The 20,975-nt window shown below is 72.8% G+C and carries 19 protein-coding genes; 14 read left to right on the plus strand and 5 right to left on the minus strand.

Translation table 11 applies throughout. From position 1 onward, the window contains the following. Nucleotides 1-77: 77 nt before the first annotated feature. The gene (locus ACQ614_RS25350) at nucleotides 78-797 is read right to left on the minus strand and encodes an ABC transporter permease (RefSeq protein ID WP_431684023.1); all 720 of its coding nucleotides are present in this window, start codon (nucleotides 795-797) and stop codon (nucleotides 78-80) included. A 41-nt stretch (nucleotides 798-838) separates the two neighbouring features. Further along, a complete protein-coding gene (locus ACQ614_RS25355; protein ID WP_431680964.1) occupies nucleotides 839-1,759 on the minus strand; it encodes an ABC transporter ATP-binding protein in 921 nt (306 codons plus the stop codon). 165 nt (nucleotides 1,760-1,924) lie between these two features. On the opposite strand from ACQ614_RS25355, the gene ACQ614_RS25360 reads away from it, so the two are divergent. The 9 genes from ACQ614_RS25360 to ACQ614_RS25400 all read left to right on the plus strand — a co-directional run bounded on the left by ACQ614_RS25360 (nucleotide 1,925) and on the right by ACQ614_RS25400 (nucleotide 9,728). Then, on the plus strand, nucleotides 1,925-2,779 hold the full coding sequence (locus ACQ614_RS25360; protein WP_263103268.1) for a helix-turn-helix transcriptional regulator: 855 nt from the start codon (nucleotides 1,925-1,927) through the stop codon (nucleotides 2,777-2,779). Then, nucleotides 2,772-4,184 carry a Fe-S cluster assembly protein SufB gene (gene sufB, locus ACQ614_RS25365; RefSeq protein WP_431680966.1) on the plus strand — a complete coding sequence of 471 codons (1,413 nt, stop codon included), beginning with the start codon at nucleotides 2,772-2,774 and terminating at the stop codon, nucleotides 4,182-4,184. Before ACQ614_RS25360 ends, sufB begins: the two co-directional genes overlap by 8 nt. A gap of 57 nt (nucleotides 4,185-4,241) precedes the next feature. Then, nucleotides 4,242-5,480, plus strand: coding sequence for a Fe-S cluster assembly protein SufD (sufD, locus tag ACQ614_RS25370; RefSeq protein WP_431680968.1), 1,239 nt, complete (start codon nucleotides 4,242-4,244; stop codon nucleotides 5,478-5,480). Then, nucleotides 5,477-5,794: a bifunctional 3-phenylpropionate/cinnamic acid dioxygenase ferredoxin subunit gene (locus tag ACQ614_RS25375; protein WP_363492340.1), complete on the plus strand. Its 318-nt coding sequence runs from the start codon at nucleotides 5,477-5,479 to the stop codon at nucleotides 5,792-5,794. The genes sufD and ACQ614_RS25375 overlap by 4 nt, the downstream gene beginning before the upstream one ends. A 6-nt stretch (nucleotides 5,795-5,800) precedes the next feature. Beyond that, a complete protein-coding gene (sufC, locus tag ACQ614_RS25380; protein ID WP_431680970.1) occupies nucleotides 5,801-6,565 on the plus strand; it encodes a Fe-S cluster assembly ATPase SufC in 765 nt (254 codons plus the stop codon). Continuing rightward, the gene (locus ACQ614_RS25385; protein WP_431680971.1) at nucleotides 6,562-7,836 is read left to right on the plus strand and encodes a cysteine desulfurase; all 1,275 of its coding nucleotides are present in this window, start codon (nucleotides 6,562-6,564) and stop codon (nucleotides 7,834-7,836) included. The genes sufC and ACQ614_RS25385 overlap by 4 nt, the downstream gene beginning before the upstream one ends. A gap of 9 nt (nucleotides 7,837-7,845) precedes the next feature. Further along, the gene (gene sufU / locus ACQ614_RS25390; protein ID WP_431680972.1) at nucleotides 7,846-8,298 is read left to right on the plus strand and encodes a Fe-S cluster assembly sulfur transfer protein SufU; all 453 of its coding nucleotides are present in this window, start codon (nucleotides 7,846-7,848) and stop codon (nucleotides 8,296-8,298) included. A gap of 15 nt (nucleotides 8,299-8,313) precedes the next feature. Further along, entirely contained in the window at nucleotides 8,314-8,700 is a 387-nt protein-coding gene (locus ACQ614_RS25395; RefSeq protein ID WP_431680973.1) for a metal-sulfur cluster assembly factor, read from the plus strand. Nucleotides 8,701-8,870: 170 nt separating this feature from the next. Continuing rightward, nucleotides 8,871-9,728 carry a DUF4389 domain-containing protein gene (locus ACQ614_RS25400; RefSeq protein WP_431680974.1) on the plus strand — a complete coding sequence of 286 codons (858 nt, stop codon included), beginning with the start codon at nucleotides 8,871-8,873 and terminating at the stop codon, nucleotides 9,726-9,728. Here ACQ614_RS25400 and ACQ614_RS25405 read toward each other — a convergent pair. Beyond that, nucleotides 9,623-10,960, minus strand: coding sequence for an MFS transporter (locus ACQ614_RS25405; protein ID WP_431680976.1), 1,338 nt, complete (start codon nucleotides 10,958-10,960; stop codon nucleotides 9,623-9,625). The genes ACQ614_RS25400 and ACQ614_RS25405 overlap by 106 nt on opposite strands. Before the next feature lie 365 nt (nucleotides 10,961-11,325). On the opposite strand from ACQ614_RS25405, the gene ACQ614_RS25410 reads away from it, so the two are divergent. Next, the gene (locus ACQ614_RS25410) at nucleotides 11,326-12,957 is read left to right on the plus strand and encodes a hypothetical protein (RefSeq protein ID WP_431680977.1); all 1,632 of its coding nucleotides are present in this window, start codon (nucleotides 11,326-11,328) and stop codon (nucleotides 12,955-12,957) included. Between the two features lie 62 nt (nucleotides 12,958-13,019). On the opposite strand, the gene ACQ614_RS25415 is transcribed toward ACQ614_RS25410, so the two are convergent. Then, nucleotides 13,020-13,463, minus strand: coding sequence for a VOC family protein (locus tag ACQ614_RS25415; RefSeq protein ID WP_431680979.1), 444 nt, complete (start codon nucleotides 13,461-13,463; stop codon nucleotides 13,020-13,022). Nucleotides 13,464-13,643: 180 nt separating this feature from the next. Here ACQ614_RS25415 and ACQ614_RS25420 point away from each other — a divergent pair, with 180 nt between their 5' ends. After that, nucleotides 13,644-14,768 (plus strand): hypothetical protein, encoded by a 1,125-nt coding sequence (locus ACQ614_RS25420; protein WP_431680980.1) that lies wholly within the window; start codon nucleotides 13,644-13,646, stop codon nucleotides 14,766-14,768. Between the two features lie 191 nt (nucleotides 14,769-14,959). Next, a complete protein-coding gene (locus ACQ614_RS25425; protein ID WP_431680981.1) occupies nucleotides 14,960-16,411 on the plus strand; it encodes an alkaline phosphatase PhoX in 1,452 nt (483 codons plus the stop codon). A gap of 61 nt (nucleotides 16,412-16,472) precedes the next feature. Here the strand turns inward: ACQ614_RS25425 and ACQ614_RS25430 are convergent, their stop codons facing one another. Further along, nucleotides 16,473-18,086, minus strand: a complete 1,614-nt coding sequence (locus ACQ614_RS25430; protein ID WP_431680982.1) for a PucR family transcriptional regulator — start codon at nucleotides 18,084-18,086, stop codon at nucleotides 16,473-16,475. A 213-nt stretch (nucleotides 18,087-18,299) separates the two neighbouring features. On the opposite strand from ACQ614_RS25430, the gene pruA reads away from it, so the two are divergent. Together pruA and ACQ614_RS25440 are read left to right on the plus strand one after the other, a co-directional pair. Next, entirely contained in the window at nucleotides 18,300-19,928 is a 1,629-nt protein-coding gene (pruA, locus tag ACQ614_RS25435) for an L-glutamate gamma-semialdehyde dehydrogenase (protein WP_363492355.1), read from the plus strand. A gap of 90 nt (nucleotides 19,929-20,018) precedes the next feature. Next, entirely contained in the window at nucleotides 20,019-20,948 is a 930-nt protein-coding gene (locus ACQ614_RS25440; protein WP_431680985.1) for a proline dehydrogenase family protein, read from the plus strand. The last annotated feature ends 27 nt before the right edge of the window (nucleotides 20,949-20,975 follow it).

Consider the following 20,975-nt stretch of genomic DNA (forward strand, 5'->3'; position numbering starts at 1 on the left):
GAACCGGGGCACGACCGGCCCCGGACGCACCGGTGCCCCCGTACCTCAGAGGTACGGGGGCGCCGCCGCACCGGGAGTCACTCCCAGCGGAAGAACCGCGCCGCCGCGGCCAGCCCCAGCACCGACCAGACGGCCAGCACACCGAGGTCCGACCAGGGCACCCCGGCGCCGTACTGCAGCACCGAGCGCAGCCCGTCCGACAGGGCGCTGATCGGCAGCAGCTCCAGCACCGGCCGGACGGCCTCCGGGAAGCGCGACAGCGGCACGACCACGCCGCCGACCAGCAGCAGCAGGACGAACACCAGGTTCGCCGCGGCCAGGGTGGCCTCCGCCTTCAGCGTGCCCGCCATCAGCAGGCCGAGGCCCGAGAAGGCCGCGGTGCCGAGCACCAGCAGCCCCGCCACGGCCGGCGGGCTGCCCTGCGGCGACCAGCCGAGCGCCAGCGCGATCACCGTCAGCAGCGCCACCTGAAGCACCTCGGTGACCAGCACGCAGCCGGTCTTCGCGGTGAGCAGCGCCCAGCGCGGCAGCGGGGTGGCGCCGAGCCGCTTCAGCACGCCGTAGCGGCGCTCGAACCCGGTGGCGATGGCCTGCCCGGTGAAGGCGGTGGACATCACGGCCAGCGCCAGCAGCCCGGGCGCCAGGAAGTCGACCCGCCTGCCGGGACCGTCCGCGGCGACGATGTCCACGGCGCTGAACAGCACCAGCAGCACGGTCGGGATGATCACGGTCAGCAGCAGCTGCTCGCCGTTGCGCAGCAGCATCCGGGTCTCCAGCGCGGTCTGCGCCAGCAGCATCCGGCCGACCGGGGCGGCGCCCGACCGCGGCGAGTAGTCGGTCACGAGCGCAGCTCCCGTCCGGTCAGCTCCAGGAAGACGTCCTCCAGGCTGCGCCGTCCGACGGCCAGCCCCTCCGGCATCACGCCGGCCTCCGCGCACCAGGCGGTGACGGCGGCGAGCAGCTGCGGGTCGACCGGGGCGTCCACCCGGTACGCGCCGGGAGCGTGCTCGACGGCGACCGCGCCGGCCGGCAGCACGGCCCGCAGGCCGGCCAGGTCGAGCCCGCCGGGCGCGCCGAAGCGCACCCCGGCCTCGGAGCGGCACAGCTCCTCGGGGGTGCCGGTGGCGACGACCCTGCCGTGGTCGACGATGGCGACCTCGTCGGCGAGCTCCTCGGCCTCGTCCATGTGGTGGGTGGTGACGACCACGGTCACGCCGTCGCGGCGCAGCTCGCGGACCAGCTCCCAGGTGGCGCGGCGGGCCTGCGGGTCCAGGCCGGCGGTGGGTTCGTCCAGGAAGACCAGCTCGGGGCGGCCGACCACGGCCATGGCGAGGGCGAGCCGCTGCTGCTGGCCGCCGGAGAGCCGGCGGTAGGCGGTGCGCCCGCAGGAGCCGAGGCCGAGGCGTTCGACCAGTTCGGGGACGTCCAGCGGGTCGGCGTACAGCTTCGCGGTGTGCTGCAGCATCTCGACGGCGCGGGCGCCCGGGTAGACGCCGCCGGCCTGGAGCATGACTCCGATCCGCGGGCGCAGTGCCGCGGCGTCGGCGACCGGGTCGAGGCCGAGCACCCGGACGGTGCCGGCGTCGGCGCGGCGGTAGCCCTCACAGGTCTCGATCGTGGTGGTCTTGCCGGCGCCGTTCGGGCCGAGCACGGCGGTGACGGTGCCGCGGGCGATGGTGAGGTCGAGGCCGTCGACGGCCGTCTTCTCGCCGTACCGTTTGACCAGCCCGGCCACCTCTACGGCGGGTTCGAGTCGCATACCGGCGAGTGTAAGAGGCGGCCCACCGGGCCCCGGACACCGGGCCGCCGACCCCGTCGGCGCAGCTCAGGTAAGCCTTACCTGCGTGATTGAGGACACCGCTGAGGCGTGGATCACGGCTTGTTCCGCCGGAACGAATTACGCAACAATGGTGTTGTGAAAAACATGCGCGAGTACTCAGCACAGGACGGGGCGGCCGAGACGGCCCCGGGCTGCGCCGTGCCCGCGACGGCGGCAGAGGTCCTGCTGGAGGGCCATCGGGCGACCCGGGACCGGGTCGCCCGCTCGATCCTCGACCACGGCCCGTCCTCGGCCGCGGACCTGGCCAGCCGCCTCGGCCTGACCGCCGCAGCCGTCCGCCGCCACCTCGACTCGCTGGCCGCCTCCGGCCTGGTCGAGTCCCGTGAGCAGCGCGTGTACGGCAGCCGCGGCCGCGGCCGTCCGGCGAAGGTGTTCGCCCTCACCGAATCCGGCCGGGACGCCTTCTACCAGGCGTACGACCAGATCGCCGCCGACGCCCTGCGCTGGATCTCGGAGTCGGTGGGCGGCGGCAAGGCGGGCGAGGAGGCGGTCGCCGCCTTCGCCCGGGCCCGCTTCGCCAAGCAGGGCCAGAAGTACCTGAGCAGCCTGGAGCAGGCCGCGGCCGGCCATCGCGCCGAGGCGCTCGCCGAGGCACTGAGCGCCGACGGGTACGCTGCGACGGTGCGGCGTGTGCCCTCCGCCGCGGCGGCGAAAGCCCCGGCGGGCGCCCAGCTCTGCCAGCACCACTGCCCGGTCGCGCACATCGCCGAGCAGTTCCCGCAGCTCTGCGAGGCCGAGACCGAGGTCTTCTCGCAGCTCCTGGGCACCCATGTGCAACGGCTGGCCACGATCGCCCACGGCGACGGGGTCTGCACCACCTATGTGCCGGCATCCGGTGCCGCACCGTCGTCCGCCGAGCGGGCGCCCGGTGCCGTGCCGACTGCCGGTACGTCCCCCAATGAAACGGCTCGTCCGCGCGGAGGAAATTCGCATGACTGACATCGCACACCCCGAGCTCGAGGGCCTGGGCACCTACGAGTACGGCTGGGCCGACTCCGACGAGGCCGGCGCGGTCGCCAAGCGCGGTCTCAGCGAGGAGGTCGTGCGCGACATCTCGGCGAAGAAGAACGAGTCCGAGTGGATGCTCAACCTGCGTCTCAAGGGCCTGAAGCTCTTCGGCAAGAAGCCCATGCCGACCTGGGGCTCCGACCTGTCGGGCATCGACTTCGACAACATCAAGTACTTCGTGCGCTCCACCGAGAAGCAGGCCGAGTCCTGGGAGGACCTGCCCGCCGACATCAAGGCGACGTACGACAAGCTGGGCATCCCGGAGGCGGAGAAGCAGCGCCTGGTCGCCGGTGTCGCCGCCCAGTACGAGTCCGAGGTCGTCTACCACCAGATCCGCGAGGACCTGGAGCAGCAGGGTGTCATCTTCCTGGACACCGACACCGCCCTGCGGGAGCACCCGGAGCTCTTCAAGGAGTACTTCGGCACCGTCATCCCCGCGGGTGACAACAAGTTCGCCGCGCTGAACACCGCGGTGTGGTCCGGCGGCTCGTTCATCTACGTGCCGAAGGGCGTGCACGTCGACATCCCGCTGCAGGCCTACTTCCGGATCAACACCGAGAACATGGGCCAGTTCGAGCGGACGCTGATCATCGTCGACGAGGACGCCTACGTCCACTACGTCGAGGGCTGCACCGCGCCGATCTACTCCTCGGACTCGCTGCACTCCGCGGTCGTCGAGATCATCGTCAAGAAGGGCGGCCGCTGCCGCTACACGACCATCCAGAACTGGTCGAACAACGTCTACAACCTGGTCACCAAGCGCGCCGTGGCGTACGAGGGCGCGACCATGGAGTGGGTCGACGGCAACATCGGCTCCAAGGTCACCATGAAGTACCCGGCCGTCTACCTGATGGGCGAGCACGCCAAGGGCGAGACCCTGTCCATCGCCTTCGCCGGCGAGGGCCAGCACCAGGACGCCGGCGCCAAGATGGTGCACATGGCGCCGAACACCTCGTCGTCTATCGTCTCCAAGTCGGTGGCCCGCGGCGGCGGCCGCACCTCGTACCGCGGCCTGATCGAGATCGGCGAGGGCTCGCACGGCGCCAAGTCCAACGTGCTCTGCGACGCGCTGCTGGTCGACACCATCTCCCGTTCCGACACGTACCCGTACGTCGACGTCCGCGAGGACGACGTCTCCATGGGCCACGAGGCGACGGTCTCCAAGGTCAGCGAGGACCAGCTCTTCTACCTGATGAGCCGCGGCATGACCGAGCAGGAGGCCATGGCGATGATCGTCCGCGGCTTCGTCGAGCCGATCGCGCGCGAGCTGCCGATGGAGTACGCGCTGGAGCTCAACCGGCTGATCGAGCTGCAGATGGAAGGTGCGGTGGGCTGACGCCGCCCCGCCGCCCCCGTCCGTCCCGTTTCCCAGGAAGAGAGCACTACGACAGCCATGGCTGACGTCAACACCCCTAGCGGTGCCACCACCGCCGGTTCGATCGAGGTCGGCACCGCCGGCGCCGGCGCGCAGCTGGCCGGCCCCGGCACCGGCCGCAGCACCGCCGTGCAGCAGCCGATCGACGCCCGCGTCTCGGTCGAGCCGTCCTACGACGTGAACGACTTCCCCGTGCCGCACGGCCGCGAGGAGGACTGGCGGTTCACCCCGCTGCACCGCCTGAACGGCCTGCACGACGGCACCGCCGCCGAGGGCGCCACCGGCCAGGACAAGCTGGAGCTGGCCCTGCCGGACGGCGTCACCGCCGAGACCGTCGGCCGCGACGACGCCCGCCTGGGCACCGCCGGCAAGCCGGTCGACCGGGTCGCCGCCCAGGCGTTCAGCGCCTTCGAGCAGGCCCTGGTGGTGACCGTCCCCAAGGAGGCGGTGCTCACCGAGCCGGTGAAGATCGACGTGCACGGCGAGGGCGGCGTCCGCTTCGCCCACGTGGTGGTCGACGTCAAGCCGTTCGCCGAGGCCGTCGTGGTGATCAACCACACCGGCACCGGCACCCGCGCCGCCAACGTCGAGCTGCTCGTCGGCGAGGGCGCGAAGCTGACCTTCGTCTCCGTCCAGGACTGGGAGCGCGACGCGGTGCACGCCGCCCAGCACACCGCCCTGGTCGGCCGCGACGCCACCTTCAAGTCCGTCGTGGTCACCTTCGGCGGCGACCTGGTCCGCCTCCACCCCCGGGTGACCTACGCGGCCCCCGGCGGCGAGGCCGAGCTGTTCGGCCTGTACTTCGCCGACGCCGGCCAGCACCTGGAGCACCGTCTGGTCATCGACCACGACACCCCGCACTGCCGCTCCAACGTGGTGTACAAGGGCGCCCTGCAGGGCCAGGACGCGCACGCGGTCTGGGTCGGCGACGTGCTGATCCGCGCCGCCGCCGTCGGCACCGACACCTACGAGCACAACCGCAACCTGGTGCTCACCGACGGCGCCCGGGTCGACTCGATCCCGAACCTGGAGATCGAGACCGGCGAGATCGTCGGCGCCGGCCACGCCTCCGCGACCGGCCGCTTCGACGACGAGCAGCTGTTCTACCTGCAGGCCCGCGGCATCCCGGCCGAGGAGGCCCGCCGCCTGGTGGTCCGCGGCTTCTTCGCCGAGCTCGTCCAGCAGATCGGGGTCGCCGAGATCCAGGAGCACCTCATGGAGAAGATCGAGGCCGAGCTGGAAGCGACCGTCGCATGAGTTTCCTCCGTGCGTGCTCGCTGAGCGACCTGGCCGAGGACGTCCCCCGCCGGGTCGAGCTCAACGGTGTCCCGGTGTCGGTGGTCCGCACCGACGAGGGCGTCTTCGCCATCAACGACACCTGCTCGCACGCCAACGTCTCGCTGTCCGAGGGCGAGGTCGACGACTGCATGATCGAGTGCTGGCTGCACGGATCGAGCTTCGACCTGCGCACCGGCAAGCCGTCCGGGCTGCCCGCCACCAAGCCGGTCGCCGTCTACCCCGTAAAGATCGAAGGGGACGATGTGCTCGTCTCCGTCAACCAGGAGTCCTGAGTACACATGGCAACGCTTGAAATCCGCGACCTGCACGTCTCCGTCGAGGCCGAGTCCGGCCCGCGCGAGATCCTCCGCGGCGTCGACCTGACCGTGAAGCAGGGCGAGACCCACGCCATCATGGGCCCCAACGGCTCCGGCAAGTCCACCCTCGCCTACTCGCTGGCCGGGCACCCGAAGTACACCGTGACCGGCGGCTCGGTGCTGCTGGACGGCGAGGACGTGCTGGCGATGTCCGTCGACGAGCGGGCCCGCGCGGGCGTCTTCCTGGCCATGCAGTACCCGGTCGAGGTCCCCGGCGTCTCCGTCTCCAACTTCCTGCGCACCGCCGCCACCGCGATCCGCGGCGAGGCCCCCAAGCTGCGCACCTGGGTGAAGGAGGTCAAGGAGGCCATGGCCGCCCTCCAGATGGACCCGGCCTTCGCCGAGCGCAACGTCAACGAGGGCTTCTCCGGTGGTGAGAAGAAGCGGCACGAGATCCTCCAGCTGGAGCTCCTCAAGCCGAAGATCGCGATCCTCGACGAGACCGACTCCGGCCTCGACGTCGACGCGCTGCGCATCGTCTCCGAGGGCATCAACCGGGTCCGCTCGACCGGCGAGGTCGGCACCCTGCTGGTCACCCACTACACCCGCATCCTGCGGTACATCAAGCCCGACTACGTCCACGTCTTCGCGGCAGGCCGCATCGTCGAGTCCGGCGGTGCGGAGCTGGCCGACAAGCTGGAGGAAGAGGGCTACGAGAGCTACGTGAAGGGCGGCGCTTCCGAGTGACGACGACTCATACCGGCTCGGCGCTGACCGGGCTCCTCGACACCGACGCGATCCGCAAGGACTTCCCCGTCCTGCAGCGCATGCTGCACGACGGCAAGCCGCTGGTCTACCTGGACAACGCGGCCACCTCGCAGAAGCCGCGCCAGGTGCTGGAGGCGCTGAACGCGTACTACGAGCGGCACAACGCCAACGTGCACCGCGGTGTGCACGTGCTGGCCGAGGAGGCCACGGCGCTGTACGAGGGCGCCCGCGACAAGGTCGCGGCCTTCGTCAACGCGCCGAGCCGGGACGAGGTGATCTTCACCAAGAACGCCTCGGAGTCGCTCAACCTGGTCGCCAACATGCTCGGCTGGGCCGACGAGCCCTACCGCGTCGACGCGGACGCCGAGATCGTGATCACCGAGATGGAGCACCACTCCAACATCGTCCCGTGGCAGTTGCTCTCGCAGCGCACCGGCGCGAAGCTGAAGTGGTTCGGGCTGACCGACGAGGGCCGGCTCGACCTGTCGAACATCGACGAGCTGATCACCGAGCAGACCAAGGTGGTCTCCTTCACCCTGGTCTCCAACCTGCTGGGCACGCTCAACCCGGTCGAGACCATCGTCCGCAAGGCCCAGTCGGTCGGTGCGCTGGTCGTGATCGACGCCTCGCAGGCCGCCCCGCACATGGTGCTGGACGTGCAGGCGCTGGAGGCCGACTTCGTCGCCTTCACCGGCCACAAGATGCTGGCCCCGACCGGCATCGGCGTGCTGTGGGGTCGCCAGGAGCTGCTGGAGGACCTCCCGCCGTTCCTCGGCGGCGGCGAGATGATCGAGACCGTCACCATGGGCTCGTCCACCTACGCCCCGGCGCCGCACAAGTTCGAGGCCGGCACCCCGCCGATCGCCCAGGCGGTCGGCCTCGGCGCGGCCGTCGACTACCTGTCGGCCATCGGCATGGACAAGATCGCCGCGCACGAGCACGCGATCACCGAGTACGCGATCGAGCGCCTGCTGGACGTCCCCGACCTGCGGATCATCGGCCCGCGCACGGCCGTGGACCGCGGTGCCGCGATCTCCTTCACGCTCGGCGACATCCACCCGCACGACGTGGGCCAGGTGCTCGACGAGCAGGGCATCGCGGTGCGCGTCGGCCACCACTGCGCGCGGCCGGTCTGCCTGCGGTACGGAATTCCGGCGACCACCAGGGCGTCGTTCTACCTGTACTCGACGCCGGGCGAGGTCGACGCGCTGATCGACGGCCTGCACCACGTCCGCAACTTCTTCGGCTGAGGTGACGGGATGAAGCTCGACTCGATGTACCAGGAGATCATCCTGGACCACTACCGCAACCCCCACGGCAAGGGGCTGCGGGAGGGCGACGCCGAGGTGCACCACGTCAACCCGACCTGCGGCGACGAGATCACCCTGCGGGTGAAGCTCGACGGCGCCACCGTGGCGGACGTCAGCTACGAGTCGCAGGGCTGCTCGATCAGCCAGGCCAGCGCCTCGGTGCTGAACGACCTGGTGGTCGGCAAGACCGTCGGCGAGGCCCAGGCCGTCCAGGAGGCCTTCCTGGAGCTGATGCAGAGCAAGGGCCAGGCCGAGGGCGACGAGGAGGTGCTGGAGGACGCGGTCGCGTTCGCCGGCGTCTCCAAGTACCCGGCCCGGGTCAAGTGCGCGCTGCTCAGCTGGATGGCCTGGAAGGACGCCACGGCCAAGGCCCTGGGCGAGCAGCCCGCCATCAACGACTGAAACGGACGGACTCCCATGAGTGACAGCGAGACCCCGGCCGAGCAGGCCGCCGAGCCCCAGGCCGACACCCCGGTCGCCTTCACCAGCGCCGGCACGGTGTCCGTCGAGGACCTCCACGAGGCCCTGATGGACGTCGTCGACCCCGAGCTCGGCATCGACGTGGTCAACCTCGGCCTGATCTACGGCATCCACATCGACGAGGACGACACGGCGACCGTCGACATGACGCTCACCTCGGCGGCCTGCCCGCTGACCGACGTCATCGAGGACCAGGCGAAGACCGCCACCGACGGCCTCGTCAAGGACCTGCGGATCAACTGGGTCTGGATGCCGCCGTGGGGCCCGGACAAGATCACCGACGAGGGCCGCGACCAGCTCCGCGCGCTCGGCTTCAACGTCTGAGTCCGCGCCGCCATGCGGTGAACGCCGCCGCCCCCGCCCACCAGGGCCGGGGGCGGCGGCGTTCCTGCTTCCCGGCTTTGGGCCGTACGGGTCCGGTCAGGTGTCGCCGCCCGTGCCGACCGGGAATGTCATTCCCTCGTCCGCACCGGTCGACGTACAGGGAGCACACCGTGACGACGGGCAGTTGGCAGGTCCCCCAGGGCGTCGGCCCGACGGAGTTCCTCCCCGAGCTGGACGTCCCCAAGGCCGCACCGCAGCGCCGGTGGACGATCCTGCTGCGCTGGCTGCTGCTGATCCCGCAGTTCATCGTGGTGTGGGTGCTGTCGGTGCTGGCGATCCCGGCCGTCATCGTCGGCTGGTTCGGCGCCCTGTTCATCGGCCGGCTGCCCGACCCGATCGAGGAGTACCTCTCCGGCTTCGTCGGCTGGGACACCCGGGTGCGGGCCTCCGCCATGCTGCTGGTCGACGACTACCCGCCGTTCGCCTGGCGGCCCGAGGAGTACCCCGTTCGGGTGGAACTGCGGCCCGGCGAGCTGAACCGGCTCGCCGTGTTCTTCCGCCTGATCCTGATGATCCCCGCGGCGATCGTGCAGAGCCTGGCGCTCAGCGGCTGGTACGCCATCGCCCTCATCATCTGGCTGATCGCGCTGATCCTCGGCCGGATGCCCGAGCCGCTGTTCGCCGCGACGGCAGCGACCCTGCGCTACGCGATGCGCTTCAGCGCCTACGCGCTGATGCTCACCTCCGCCTACCCCAAGCGGCTCTTCGGCGACGAAGGGCTGCCCCCGGTGGCGGCAGCCCGTTCCGCGACCCGGCCGCTGATCCTCTCCGGCGGCGCCAAGGCGCTGGTCGTGCTCTTCCTGGTACTCGGCCTGATCGGCGGGATCTCCCGGTCCTTCGTCGACTACGACGACGACGACTACTACGGCCTGCGCGCGCCCCGCGGCAGCAGCACCGCGCCCGCCAGCCCGATGCAGACCACCGCCGCCACCGCGGCGAACCCGCTCACCGCGGGCAGCAGGCCGTAGCGCTGGGTCAGCCAGCCGACCAGCACGATCGGCAGCGAACTGCCCAGGTAGACGATCACCCACAGCGCGGACATCTCGCTGCCCCGGCGCTCGGGGTCCATCGCGGCCACCGCCGAGGTGAACAGCGACCGGAACGCCACCCCCTGGCAGGACCCGCCCAGCACGCTGCCGATGAACAGCAGCGCTGGGGTGCCCGAGTACCCGGCGGCCACCACCAGCGCCAGCCCGGCCGCCAGGCCGGTCAGGCCGAGCGCGATCACCGGCCGGTCCGCGGTCGGCGGCACCAGCAGCTGCGCGGCCGCCGACGAGCCCAGCAGCAGCGCCGCCACCACCGCGCCGGTCAGGTGCGAGTCCGAGTGCAGCAGCCGGGCCGCGAAGGCCGGCGCCAGCGACAGGTACACCCCGAACACCGCGTACGAGACGAAGCCCGCGCCGGCCGCCAGCAGGAAGGTACGGCGGCCCCGGCGCGGCAGCCGCAGCCGCTGCGGGCGCAGGTGGGCCGGGGTGGTGATGCGCGGCGGCGAGGCCGGCGGGCGCTCCCGGCCGGGCATCCGCGGGTGCACCAGTGCCAGCGGCACGCACAGCGCCAGCAGCGCCAGCGCGTGCAGCAGGAAGGGCGCCGGCAGCGGGTCCGCGCCGGTCGACAGGGCGGCGCCGACCACCGGGCCGGCCGCCACGCCGCCCGCCGAACAGGCCAGGGTCAGCTTCGCGGCCAGCGAGGGGCGGTCCGGCAGCAGGTCGCCGAGGGCGGCGCCGGCCGCACCGGTCGCCAGGGCCACCGCGACACCCTGCACGGCCCGGCCGGCCACCAGCAGGGCGAAACCCTGCGCGTTCGCGAAGAGCAGGTCGCCGACCGCGGCGAGGGCCACCGCCGGCAGGATCAGCGCCCGCCGGCCCAGGTGGTCCGACCAGTGGCCGACCACCGCCAGCACCGGGACGATCGCGAAGACGTACACCGTGAACAGCACGGTGGTGTGCAGCGGGGTGAGCCCGAGCCGCTGCTGCAGCAGCGGGTAGATCGGCGTGGCCAGGTTGGCGCCGATCAGCAGGAGCAGCAGGGCGCCGGCCACCAGGCCGACGCGGATGCCGCGCAGCGCGTTCCAGCGGCTGATCGCGGAGAGCCGGAGCTGCGCGCGGGGGGCGAGTTCCGGGGGGAGCAGGGCCTCCGACAGTCGGCGCCCGGGGAACTGCGCGGAGCGCAGGCCGGGGCCGGCGGGGGAGAGGTCCGCCATGGCAGGGGTCTCCTGTGGCAAGGCACCACCGGGACCGACGGGGCCAGGGGTGGCGGCCGCGGCACGGAGCCCGGGGGAGCGGTGGGCATGCTGGCCCTCCGGCCCGGAGCCGGGAGCGGAGGGAAGGGGGGGCTTCGTTGCCCGGGGGCCCGCGCGGGGTGTGCACGGCGCCCGCAGCAGTTTACGCGGTCGTGCACGGCCCTCCGCCCGCTCGAACCCCCGTCCACCGGCGGTTTTCCGTCACACCCGGGGCGGCGCGCGCCCCCGGGGCACGGCGGCGGGGCGCGGCGACCGATACGCTGAGTGGATGGGCCGACACGCGACAGGCCCTGGCCGGAACACAGCCACACGGGAGATCGCCAACGATGGCCGGACGACGCCGCAACACCCCTGACCACCCGGCCCGGTCCGGGCCGCAGGCGGCACCCGCCGAGAGCCTGCTGCCGGCCGACTACGACCTGGCCGAGCTGTACGGGGCGGGTGGCCGCGACGAGGACGACGAGGACCTCGACGACACCGCGGTGCTCGTCCCGCCGATCGCGCTGCCGCCCGAGGAGGAGCTCGCCGCCGCCGCCCTGGCCGTCCCGCTGGTCGCCCACGCGGTGAAGCTGGCCCGCTGGTCCGCCCCGCACCGCGTGGTCGACGAGTTCGGCGACCTGGTGGAGGAGGACCGCGCCCCGGCCGCCCGGCTGCTCGGCCTCGCCCCCGAGGACGGCGAGGTGACCGAGGAGGCCGTGGTCGAGGTGGTGCGGGCCTGGTCGCTCGCCTGCGACCTCGACCTGATCGAGCTCGGCACCACCCAGGCCGGGGAGCACGTCGCCGTCACCATGGAGGAGGCGGCCGACGCCGAGGCCGGCGACCCCGCCATCGTCCTCGACCTGTGGCTCACCGCCGCCGGCATCGTCCGCGAGCTCGCCGTCGACACCGACTCCCTCGACCCCGAGGGTGAGACCCCGGACACGGAGGAGGACGAGGACGCCGCCGAGACCGGCCTCGCCGAGGTGGAGGAGGCCAGCGAGGCCGCCGCCGAACTCCTCGACGAGGCGATGCACGTCCTCTACGAGCTCACCGCCTTCGCCGAGCCCGGCGACGAGACCGTGCCGCTCGGCGTGCTCGCCGCCCTCCTCGTGGTGCCCGAGGGCGAGGAGCCGGACGAGGAGATGCTCGGCGAGATCACCGACATCATGGTCACCCTCGACCCCATGCTCGCCGACCTCGCCGAACTCGGCGTCGTCGAGCACAAGCCGATCGACCCGGACCTCTTCGAGGAGGAAGAGGAGGAGCCCGCCGAGGCCGTGCCCGAGCGGGAGGCGACCGCCGAGGACGCCGCCCGCTTCGGCCTCGTCCGCCTCACCCCGCTCGGCCAGTACGGCGTCCGCGAGTGGCTGATCGCCGACGGGTACGACGCGCCGCTGATCGGCGACCTCGCCAAGGGCGACGCCGCGGCCCTGCTGCGCAGTCTCGCCGAATCGCCGAACGTCATGCCGGACCGGGAGATCGAGGTGTGGCTGGCCCGCCGGGAGCCGGTGGCGGCCGCCCGCGAACTCCTCGCCGCCTCCCGCGGGCTGGACGCGTACAGCCCGGTGCGGCGGCTGTACACCATGGCCGCGGTGATCTCCCTCGGCGAGCCGGGCGACACCGCCCTGGCCGAGTTCGTCGACGACCCGGAGCTCGGCGGGATCGCCCGGGAACTGCTGCGCACCCACGGCAAGGACTACCCCGCCCCCGAGCGCTCGGACGTCCTCTGGGGGACGGTCGACCACTTCGCCGCCGTCCTGCTCGCCACCCGCGGCGACGCCGCCCAGCTCCGCGACCTGGTCGCCGGCCTCCCGGTCACCGACAACCCGGCCAGCTACTTCGGCGAACTCTGGCGGGTACCGCACCCCTACACCGCACAGGTCCTCGACACCGTCGGCGAACTCCACCTCGACCGCCAGGTCGCCAAGGAGGCCCGCAAGGCCGCCTTCAAGGCCAAGTCCCAGAAGGGGCACGGGTAGGCGCCGGACCTCCGTCGGGCACCCCGCAGGGGGTGCCCGACCGTTCTTCGCACGCCCCGGGCTTACGGCAGGTCGAGGCTGCCGTCCTCGGTGAAGGGGAAGAAGGGGTTGTGGGCCAGCTCCCAGAGGTGGCCGTCCGGGTCCTCGAAGTAGCCGGAGTAGCCGCCCCAGGAGGTGGCGGTGGGGGGCTTGACGACGGTGGCGCCGGCCTTGACGGCGGTGGCCAGGGCGGCGTCGACCCCGGCGGGGGACTCCAGGTTGACGGCCAGGGTCACCCCGCGGAAGGACGGCTCGCCGGTGGCGGGCACCCCGGCGTCCGCGGCCAGTTCCTCGGCGGGGAAGAGGCCGAGCACCGAGTCGGCGGTGCGGAACCAGACGATCTCCGGGCTGGACGCCGCCGACCTGCGCCAGCCGAGCGCCTCGTAGAAGGCAGTGGAGCGGGTCAGGTCGGTGACGCCGAGGGTGACGATGCTGATGCGGGCCGGGAAGTCGGAGGTCGAAGTCATGCGGCTCAGGGTAGGCAGCGTCGCCGACATCCGGCGGGTGTTCCCGGCCGGTCGGCGGGTCGTGCGGTCTGATGGCCCGCCAGGTGCGCCGACCCGTATCGTAGGCGGACGCGGTGCGGTGGTCGGGTCGGCCCGGCGGCGCCGCGGACGGCGCGGCGAGGACCCGGGGGTGCGGCGAGCATGACGAGGCAGGGCGCGAGCAGGCCCCACGACCCCGAGGACGCCCCGGCCGGGCACGAGGCACAGGACCGCCGGGTGCTGGCCGGTGCGGACTTCCCGCTGTACGCCGCCGAGGGCCTGCCCTCCCGCGGAGCCGCGGACCGGGACAGCCTGGCCGGGTACGAGGTCGTCGACGGCCGGCTCGGCTGGGTCGAGCTCCGCTCCGGGGACTGGGGCCGCCCGCAGGGCCCGTACGTCTCGGTGCGCACCCACCGCCCCGCCGACCCGGCCGGACCCGAGCGGGCGCTGCCGGAGCTGGAGGACGCCGTCGAGGACGAACGCGACCGCGTCTACGACCAGTTGGACGTCGACGAGGGCGACGGCCCGGGCCGGACCAGGGCGCTGCGCGGCTGGATCACCGTCGACGGCGAGCCCTGCCCGGTGCAGATCCACGAGGACCGCCGCCCGGACGCTCCCGGCGCCGGGGACGCCGAGGGAGCCCCGATCTGGGCCGGGCGGCTGCACCTGGGCGGTGTGGCCGTCACCGTCATCGCGCGGGGGCTGCCGCCGGCCGGGGTCGAGCTGCGCCGCGTCACCGACGTCGAGCCCTTCGTCCGCGGCCGGACCGCGCTGGCCCTGAGCCTGGCGGAACGTCAGCAGCGGCGTGCCGTGCCGGTGGAGGAACGGGAGCTGCCTGCCGTCATTGGGCTGGAGGCGCACCGCGCCGTGGTCGAGCACGGCATCCACGAGGCGTTCGCCATGGAGGCGCAGCTGTGCTCGCGCCGTACCGGCCGGATACCCCGCAGGCTGCGCGGGGAGGCCGGGGCGGAGCGCTGGGAGGCCGCGGTGCGGCAGCAGATGCGGCTGGCCTCGGAGAGCCGCGAGGAGGCCGTGGAGGCGGTGTCCGCGATGGTCAACCAGCTGACCAGGCTGGCGCAGCGCACGGACTGGCTGGTGGGCACCGCCGAGGGCGAGGCGGCGGTGGCGGAGTCCGTCCGGTACACGGCGTTCGACAGCGAGGTGCCGAGCCTGGCCGCGCAGCGGGCCTGGGGGCGGCTGTGGGCGGGCGGCGCCCCGGGCGGCGCGGACGCGGCCGAGGAGGCCTGGCTGGAGGCGTGGGAGGACTGGCGGGGCGCGCGCCGCTGAGGGCCTGCTTGGGTCGCCCCGGCACGGCCGGCGAGCCGGAACGGGGCCGGTGCTCCGGTTGAGGACGTCCTTCGAATGAGGACGGCAAAACACCACCGGGGAGCCGTGCCTGATTCATGCTCGGTTCACCCGCCGCATCGAGTCTGCTGCGCGTCCCACCCGTACGCCACCACCCTCAGGAGTGACCGACCATGTCGCTGTCCCGCCGGGACTTCGTGAACCGCTCGACCATGCTCGGGGCCGGTGTCCTCATCGCCGGCAGCGCCGAGGTACTGGCCACCGCGCCCGGCGCGATCGCGGCCCCGGCCGGCGGCGACGCCCCGGCCGAGAAGGGTGCGCACACCGCGCTCGGCTACGGCCCGCTGGTGCCGGACCCGGAGGGCGTCCTGGCCCTGCCCAAGGGCTTCAAGTACCGGATCATCACCCACACCGGCAAGACCACGCTGGTCACCGGCGAGTCGACGCCGAGCAACCACGACGGCACGGCGGCCTTCCCCGGCCGGCACGGCGCCACCCTGCTCGTCAACAACCACGAGCTCAAGGGCGGGCGGAGCAGCTGGCCGCACCCGGTGCCGCTGCTGGAGGGCTTCGTCTACGACCCGGCGGCGGCCGGCGGCTGCACCGTGGTCGAGGTGGCCAAGCGCGGCCGGCAGGTCCGCGAGTGGGTCGGCCTGGCCGGCACCTCCACCAACTGCGCGGGCGGCGCCACCCCGTGGGGCACCTGGCTGTCCGGCGAGGAGACCGAGGACAAGGCCGGCAAGAACGGCATGACCAAGGACCACGGCTACATCTTCGAGGTGGACCCGTACGACCAGGACGCCAACCGCGACCCGAAGCCGATCAAGGCCTTCGGCCGCTACCCGCACGAGGCGGCCGTGGTGGACCCCAAGCGCGGCCACGTCTACCTGACCGAGGACGCGTCGGGCCCGAACGGCCTGCTGTACCGCTGGACCCCGCCGACCGGTTTCCACCACGGCCGGGGCAAGCTCCGCACCCTGGCCGACGACGCCGGCGTGCTGGAGGCCTTCAAGTGCTTCGACTCGCACGGCAAGCTGGTCGACGACCTGTCCCGGGCCACGAAGATCGGCACCACCTACGGCGTCGACTGGGTGAAGGTGCCGGACCGCGACGCGAAGACGGTCTCCGTCCGCAAGCAGTTCAAGGACGGCGAGGTCACCCGCTCCCGCAAGCTGGAGGGCATGTGGTGGGGCGACGGCGGCACCTACTTCGTGGCGAGCTACGCCCGTGAGGAGAGCCCCGTCCAGCACGACGGCCAGGTGTGGTTCTACAACCCGGCCCGCCGCACCGTCACCCTGAAGGTGCTGCTCGGCGTCAACTCCGACGTCTGGGCGGACAACGGCAACTACGACGGCCCGGACAACATCACCGTCTCCCCGCACGGCGGCCTGGTGATCGCCGAGGACGGCGAGGGCCAGCAGCACCTGTTCGGCACCACGGACGACGGCCGGACCTTCCCGATCGCCCGCAACGAGTTCAACCTCGGCACCGCGGAGGAGCCGGAGTTCAGCGAGTTCACCGGCGTCACCTTCTCCGCCGACGGCGAGACGCTGTTCGCCAACATCCAGGAGCCGGGCATCATGCTCGCCATCACCGGTCCGTGGCACCGCCTGCGCCGCCACTGACCGCCGCCGCCCCGCGGGGCCGGTGACCCTCCCTCTGTGCGCTGCCCGTCGTCGACGCCCGTCAGGCGTCCTCGGCGGGCAGCCGCAGTTGCAGCATCGCCAGCAGCCGCTGCTGCGGCTGGGCGAGGTCCAGGCCGGTGAGCTGTTCGGCGCGGCGGACCCGGTAGCGCAGGGTGTTGGGGTGGATGTGCAGGGCGTCCGCGGCGACCCGCACCTCGCCGAGGGCGTCCAGCCAGGCGAGCACGGACTCGGCGAGCCGGGTGCCGTGCCTCCGGTCGTGCTCGGCGAGCGCGGTGAGCCGCGCGTCGCGCAGGTGGGTGTGGTCCTGCAGCAGCGCCAGCACCTCGCTGACCAGGACCTCCGCCTGTACGTCGGAGAGCGCCGCGACCTGGTTCGGGACGCCGCCGCGGACCATCGCGTCCAGGATGCGGTCGGCCTGCTCCCGGGAGTCGGGCACCCGGGCCAGCGTCTCCACCGTGGAGCCGATCGCCGCCAGCAGCCGCACCCCCAGGTGCTCGCGGGCCGCGTCGACCACCTCCTGCGCCCAGCCGCGCAGCGTCGCCGCGGGCAGGCCCGGCGGCAGCTCGGGCAGCAGCACGTACACCCGGGACTCGATCGGGGCGAGGAGTGCGCCGCGGTGCCGGGCCGCGGCGTGCACCGAGATCAGACCGGTCACCTCGGCCCGGGTCAGCTCCAGGTCGGAGCCCTCGGAGGGGGAGTCCGCCGCGTACGCGAGCACGGTCGCCGGGCGGTGCAGCCCCAGGCCCAGGTGGGTGGCGAGCGACTGCGGCCCGGTGGAGCCCTCCAGCAGGCCGGTGAGCAGGGTGCGGGTGAGCCGGACGTCCGCGGACAGCTCGCGCCGCCGCCGCACCAGCTGCCCGGCGGCGACCCGGGCCGCGCCGACCAGCGCCTGCTCGGCCTGCTCGGCGAGCGGCTGTGCGCTCTCCTGCACCCAGATGGTGCCCAGCGGCTGGGCGCCGGCCCGGATGCCGATCGCCAGCCGGCGGCGGATGCCCAGGTCCGGGTGGGCCTCGATCTCGATGACCGCGTCGGAGCCGCGCAGGTGCTGGAAGACGCCCCACTCGCGGAGCTTGGACAGGTACGGCTCCGGGCCCTGCCAGCCGAGGATGGTCAGCCGCCGCAGGTCGTCCAGCTCGTCGGAGTCGGAGGAGCGCGAGTAGGCGAGGACCCGGCTGGTGGTGTCCTCGATGGAGACCACGCCGTGGGTGAGCACCGCGACCGTCTGCGCGAGGGAGAACAGGTCGCCGGCGTCGGAGTCGGCCGCCTCCGGGGCGTCCGGGCCGGCGACGAGCATCCGGGCGAGCCCGTCGAGGTGGTCCCAGCGGGTCTCCGGGCGCACCGACAGCAGCGCCACCCCGGCTTCCGCGGCGGCCTCGCGGAGCGCGTCCGCCGGACCCCCGGCGTCCAGTTTGACGGCGACCGCGGCGGCCCCGGCCCGGCCGGCCTCGCGCAGCACGGGCAGCGCGGCCCGGCCGCGGACACCGATCGCCAGCACCAGTTCGCCGGGGCCGGCCGAGGGCGGCTCCTCCGGGTCGAGGATCGCCACGCCGCGCACCGGCACGTCCAGGCCGGCGGGGGCGGCCTGCAGCTCGACCAGCGGCTCGCCGAGGGACATCAGCAGCTGCCGCAGCGGCAGGCCGGGGGCGGCGGTCACCGGACGGCGCCCGTCGGCGCGGCCCGCAGCGGCGGGGCCGGCACCGGGGCGGCTGGCTTCGGCCGGTCGGCGGGTCTGTTCACACGTACAAGGGTATCGGCCGCACTTTGGCGGCCCGGCCAATCAAGTGGCCCCGTCCCGCGGCATAGCGTTGCCGCATGGCCGACGTGCGACCCTCGCCGGCCCCATGACGAGAAGGAGAGCGTGCGCGCCATGGATGCTGTGACCCAGGTCCCCGCGCCGGTGAACGAGCCGGTCCACAGCTACGCCCCCGGCAGCCCGGAACGGGCCCGCCTGGAGGCCAAGCTGAAGGAGCTGGGCGGCCAGGAGCCCCTCCAGCTCACCATGACCATCGGCGGCGAGCACCGCATGGGCGGCGGCGACGAGATCCACGTCGTCCAGCCGCACAACCACGCCGCCCGCCTCGGCACCCTGCGCAACGCGACCCGGGACGACGCGAAGGACGCCGTCGAGGCCGCCCTCGCCGCCGCCCCGGCGTGGCAGGCGCTCTCCTTCGACTCCCGCGCCGCGATCTTCCTCAAGGCCGCCGACCTGCTGGCCGGCCCCTGGCGCGAGACCCTGGCCGCCGCCACCATGCTCGGCCAGTCGAAGACCGCCCAGCAGGCCGAGATCGACACCCCCTGCGAGCTGGTCGACTTCCTGCGCTTCAACGTGCACTTCGCCCGGCAGATCATCTCCGAGCAGCCGATCTCCTCGGACGGCGTGTGGAACCGCAGCGACCACCGTCCGCTGGAGGGCTTCGTCTACGCGATCACCCCGTTCAACTTCACCGCGATCGCCGGCAACCTGCCGACCGCGCCCGCGCTGATGGGCAACGTGGTCATCTGGAAGCCGTCCCCCACCCAGCAGTTCGCCGCGCACTACCTGATGCAGCTGCTGGAGGCCGCCGGCCTCCCCAAGGGCGTCATCAACATGGTCACCGGCGACGGCCTGGCCGTCTCCGAGGTCGCCCTCAAGCACCCCGCCCTGGCCGGCATCCACTTCACCGGCTCCACCGCCACCTTCCAGCACCTGTGGCGCGAGGTCGGCACCAACATCGCCGGCTACCGCACCTACCCGCGGATCGTCGGCGAGACCGGCGGCAAGGACTTCCTGGTCGCCCACCCGTCCGCCGACAAGGCCGTGCTGAAGACCGCGATGACCCGCGGCGCCTTCGAGTTCCAGGGCCAGAAGTGCTCGGCGCTCTCCCGCGCCTACGTCCCGGCCTCCCTGTGGGCCGAGCTGAAGGACGACTTCCGCGACGAGGTCGAGTGGCTCACCATGGGCGACGTCTCCGACCTGTCCAACTTCATGGGCGCCGTCATCGACGACCGCTCCTTCGCGAAGAACAAGGCCGCGATCGACCGCGCCAAGGCCGACCCGAAGGTCGAGGTCCTGGCCGGCGGCACGTACGACGACTCGGTCGGCTACTTCGTCCGCCCGACCGTCCTGGTCTGCGAGGACCCGGCGAGCGAGTACTTCCGCGACGAGTACTTCGGCCCGATCCTCGCCGTGCACGTCTACCAGGACGAGAAGTACGACGAGATGCTCGCGCAGATGGAGTCCGTCGCCTCGTACGCCCTGACCGGCTCGATCATCGCCCAGGACCGCGAGGCCGTGCAGCACGCCATGCACGTGCTGCGCCAGGCCGCCGGCAACTTCTACATCAACGACAAGCCGACCGGCGCCGTCGTCGGCCAGCAGCCCTTCGGCGGCGGCCGCGCCTCCGGCACCAACGACAAGGCCGGCGCCAAGCAGAACCTGATGCGCTGGACGTCGACCCGCTCGATCAAGGAGACGTTCGTCCCGCCGACGGACTACCGCTACCCGCACATGGGCTGACCTCCCCGTGCACCCCGGGACGGCGGCCGACACCCCATGGCCGCCGTCCCGCCCTCTCCAACACCCGTGAAGAAAGCCCAGGAGTCACCGATGCTCCGTTCCGCCCTCCTCGCCGCCTCCCGCTCCGCCCAGGTGCGGACCGTCGTCGAGAAGTTCCCGCCCACCCAGGCCCTCGTCAAGCGCTTCGTCGCCGGCGACCTCCTGGAGCAGGGCATCGACGCCACCGCCGAACTCGTGGCCAGCGGTCGCAAGGTGACCCTGGACCACCTCGGCGAGGACACCCTGGACGCCACCCAGGCGGCGGGCACCGCGGAGGCCTACGAGCACCTGCTCGCGGCGCTGAAGGAGACCGGCCTCGCGGCGAACGCCGAGGTCTCGGTCAAGCTCTCGGCGGTCGGCCAGTTCCTCCCCGCGGACGGCGAGAAGATCGCCCTGGAGAACGCCCGGCGGATCTGCGAGGCCGCCGCCGCGGCCGGCACCACGGTGACCCTCGACATGGAGGACCACACCACCACCGACTCCACCCTGGAGATCGCCCGCGAACTGCGCGCCGACTTCCCGTGGCTCGGCGTCGTCCTCCAGGCCTACCTGCGCCGCACCGAGGCCGACTGCCGCGACCTCGCGCACGCCGGCTCCCGCGTCCGCCTCTGCAAGGGCGCCTACAAGGAGCCCGAGTCGGTCGCCTTCCAGGGCAAGGAGCAGGTCGACCTCGCCTACGTCCGCGCGCTCAAGGTCCTCATGGGCGGCGAGGGCTACCCGATGATCGCCAGCCACGACCCGCGCATGGTCCGCATCGCCGGCCAGCTCGCCGAGTGGAACAAGCGCGACACCGACAGCTTCGAGTACCAGATGCTGTACGGCATCCGCCCCGAGGAGCAGCTGCGCCTCGCGGAGGAGGGCAACACCATGCGCGTCTACCTGCCGTACGGCCAGGAGTGGTACGGCTACTTCATGCGGCGCCTCGCCGAGCGCCCCGCCAACCTGGCGTTCTTCCTGCGCGCCATGGCCACCCGCGGCTGATCGCACCGTCTGCCGCGGGTATGTGAG

Origin of the sequence: Kitasatospora dryopteridis (assembly GCF_050749075.1) — a bacterium.
Taxonomy (GTDB): domain Bacteria; phylum Actinomycetota; class Actinomycetes; order Streptomycetales; family Streptomycetaceae; genus Kitasatospora.

Coding starts and splice junctions, on each gene's coding strand:
- ACQ614_RS25440 (WP_431680985.1), top strand. CDS start 20,019: ATGCTCCGTTCCGCCCTCCTCGCCGCCTCCCGCTCCGCCCAGGTGCGG.
- pruA (WP_363492355.1), top strand. CDS start 18,300: ATGGATGCTGTGACCCAGGTCCCCGCGCCGGTGAACGAGCCGGTCCAC.
- ACQ614_RS25360 (WP_263103268.1), top strand. CDS start 1,925: ATGCGCGAGTACTCAGCACAGGACGGGGCGGCCGAGACGGCCCCGGGC.
- sufD (WP_431680968.1), top strand. CDS start 4,242: ATGGCTGACGTCAACACCCCTAGCGGTGCCACCACCGCCGGTTCGATC.
- ACQ614_RS25350 (WP_431684023.1), bottom strand. CDS start 797: ATGCTGCTGGCGCAGACCGCGCTGGAGACCCGGATGCTGCTGCGCAAC.
- ACQ614_RS25405 (WP_431680976.1), bottom strand. CDS start 10,960: ATGGCGGACCTCTCCCCCGCCGGCCCCGGCCTGCGCTCCGCGCAGTTC.
- ACQ614_RS25415 (WP_431680979.1), bottom strand. CDS start 13,463: ATGACTTCGACCTCCGACTTCCCGGCCCGCATCAGCATCGTCACCCTC.
- ACQ614_RS25410 (WP_431680977.1), top strand. CDS start 11,326: ATGGCCGGACGACGCCGCAACACCCCTGACCACCCGGCCCGGTCCGGG.
- ACQ614_RS25395 (WP_431680973.1), top strand. CDS start 8,314: ATGAGTGACAGCGAGACCCCGGCCGAGCAGGCCGCCGAGCCCCAGGCC.
- ACQ614_RS25425 (WP_431680981.1), top strand. CDS start 14,960: ATGTCGCTGTCCCGCCGGGACTTCGTGAACCGCTCGACCATGCTCGGG.
- sufU (WP_431680972.1), top strand. CDS start 7,846: ATGAAGCTCGACTCGATGTACCAGGAGATCATCCTGGACCACTACCGC.
- ACQ614_RS25420 (WP_431680980.1), top strand. CDS start 13,644: ATGACGAGGCAGGGCGCGAGCAGGCCCCACGACCCCGAGGACGCCCCG.
- sufB (WP_431680966.1), top strand. CDS start 2,772: ATGACTGACATCGCACACCCCGAGCTCGAGGGCCTGGGCACCTACGAG.
- ACQ614_RS25355 (WP_431680964.1), bottom strand. CDS start 1,759: ATGCGACTCGAACCCGCCGTAGAGGTGGCCGGGCTGGTCAAACGGTAC.
- sufC (WP_431680970.1), top strand. CDS start 5,801: ATGGCAACGCTTGAAATCCGCGACCTGCACGTCTCCGTCGAGGCCGAG.
- ACQ614_RS25375 (WP_363492340.1), top strand. CDS start 5,477: ATGAGTTTCCTCCGTGCGTGCTCGCTGAGCGACCTGGCCGAGGACGTC.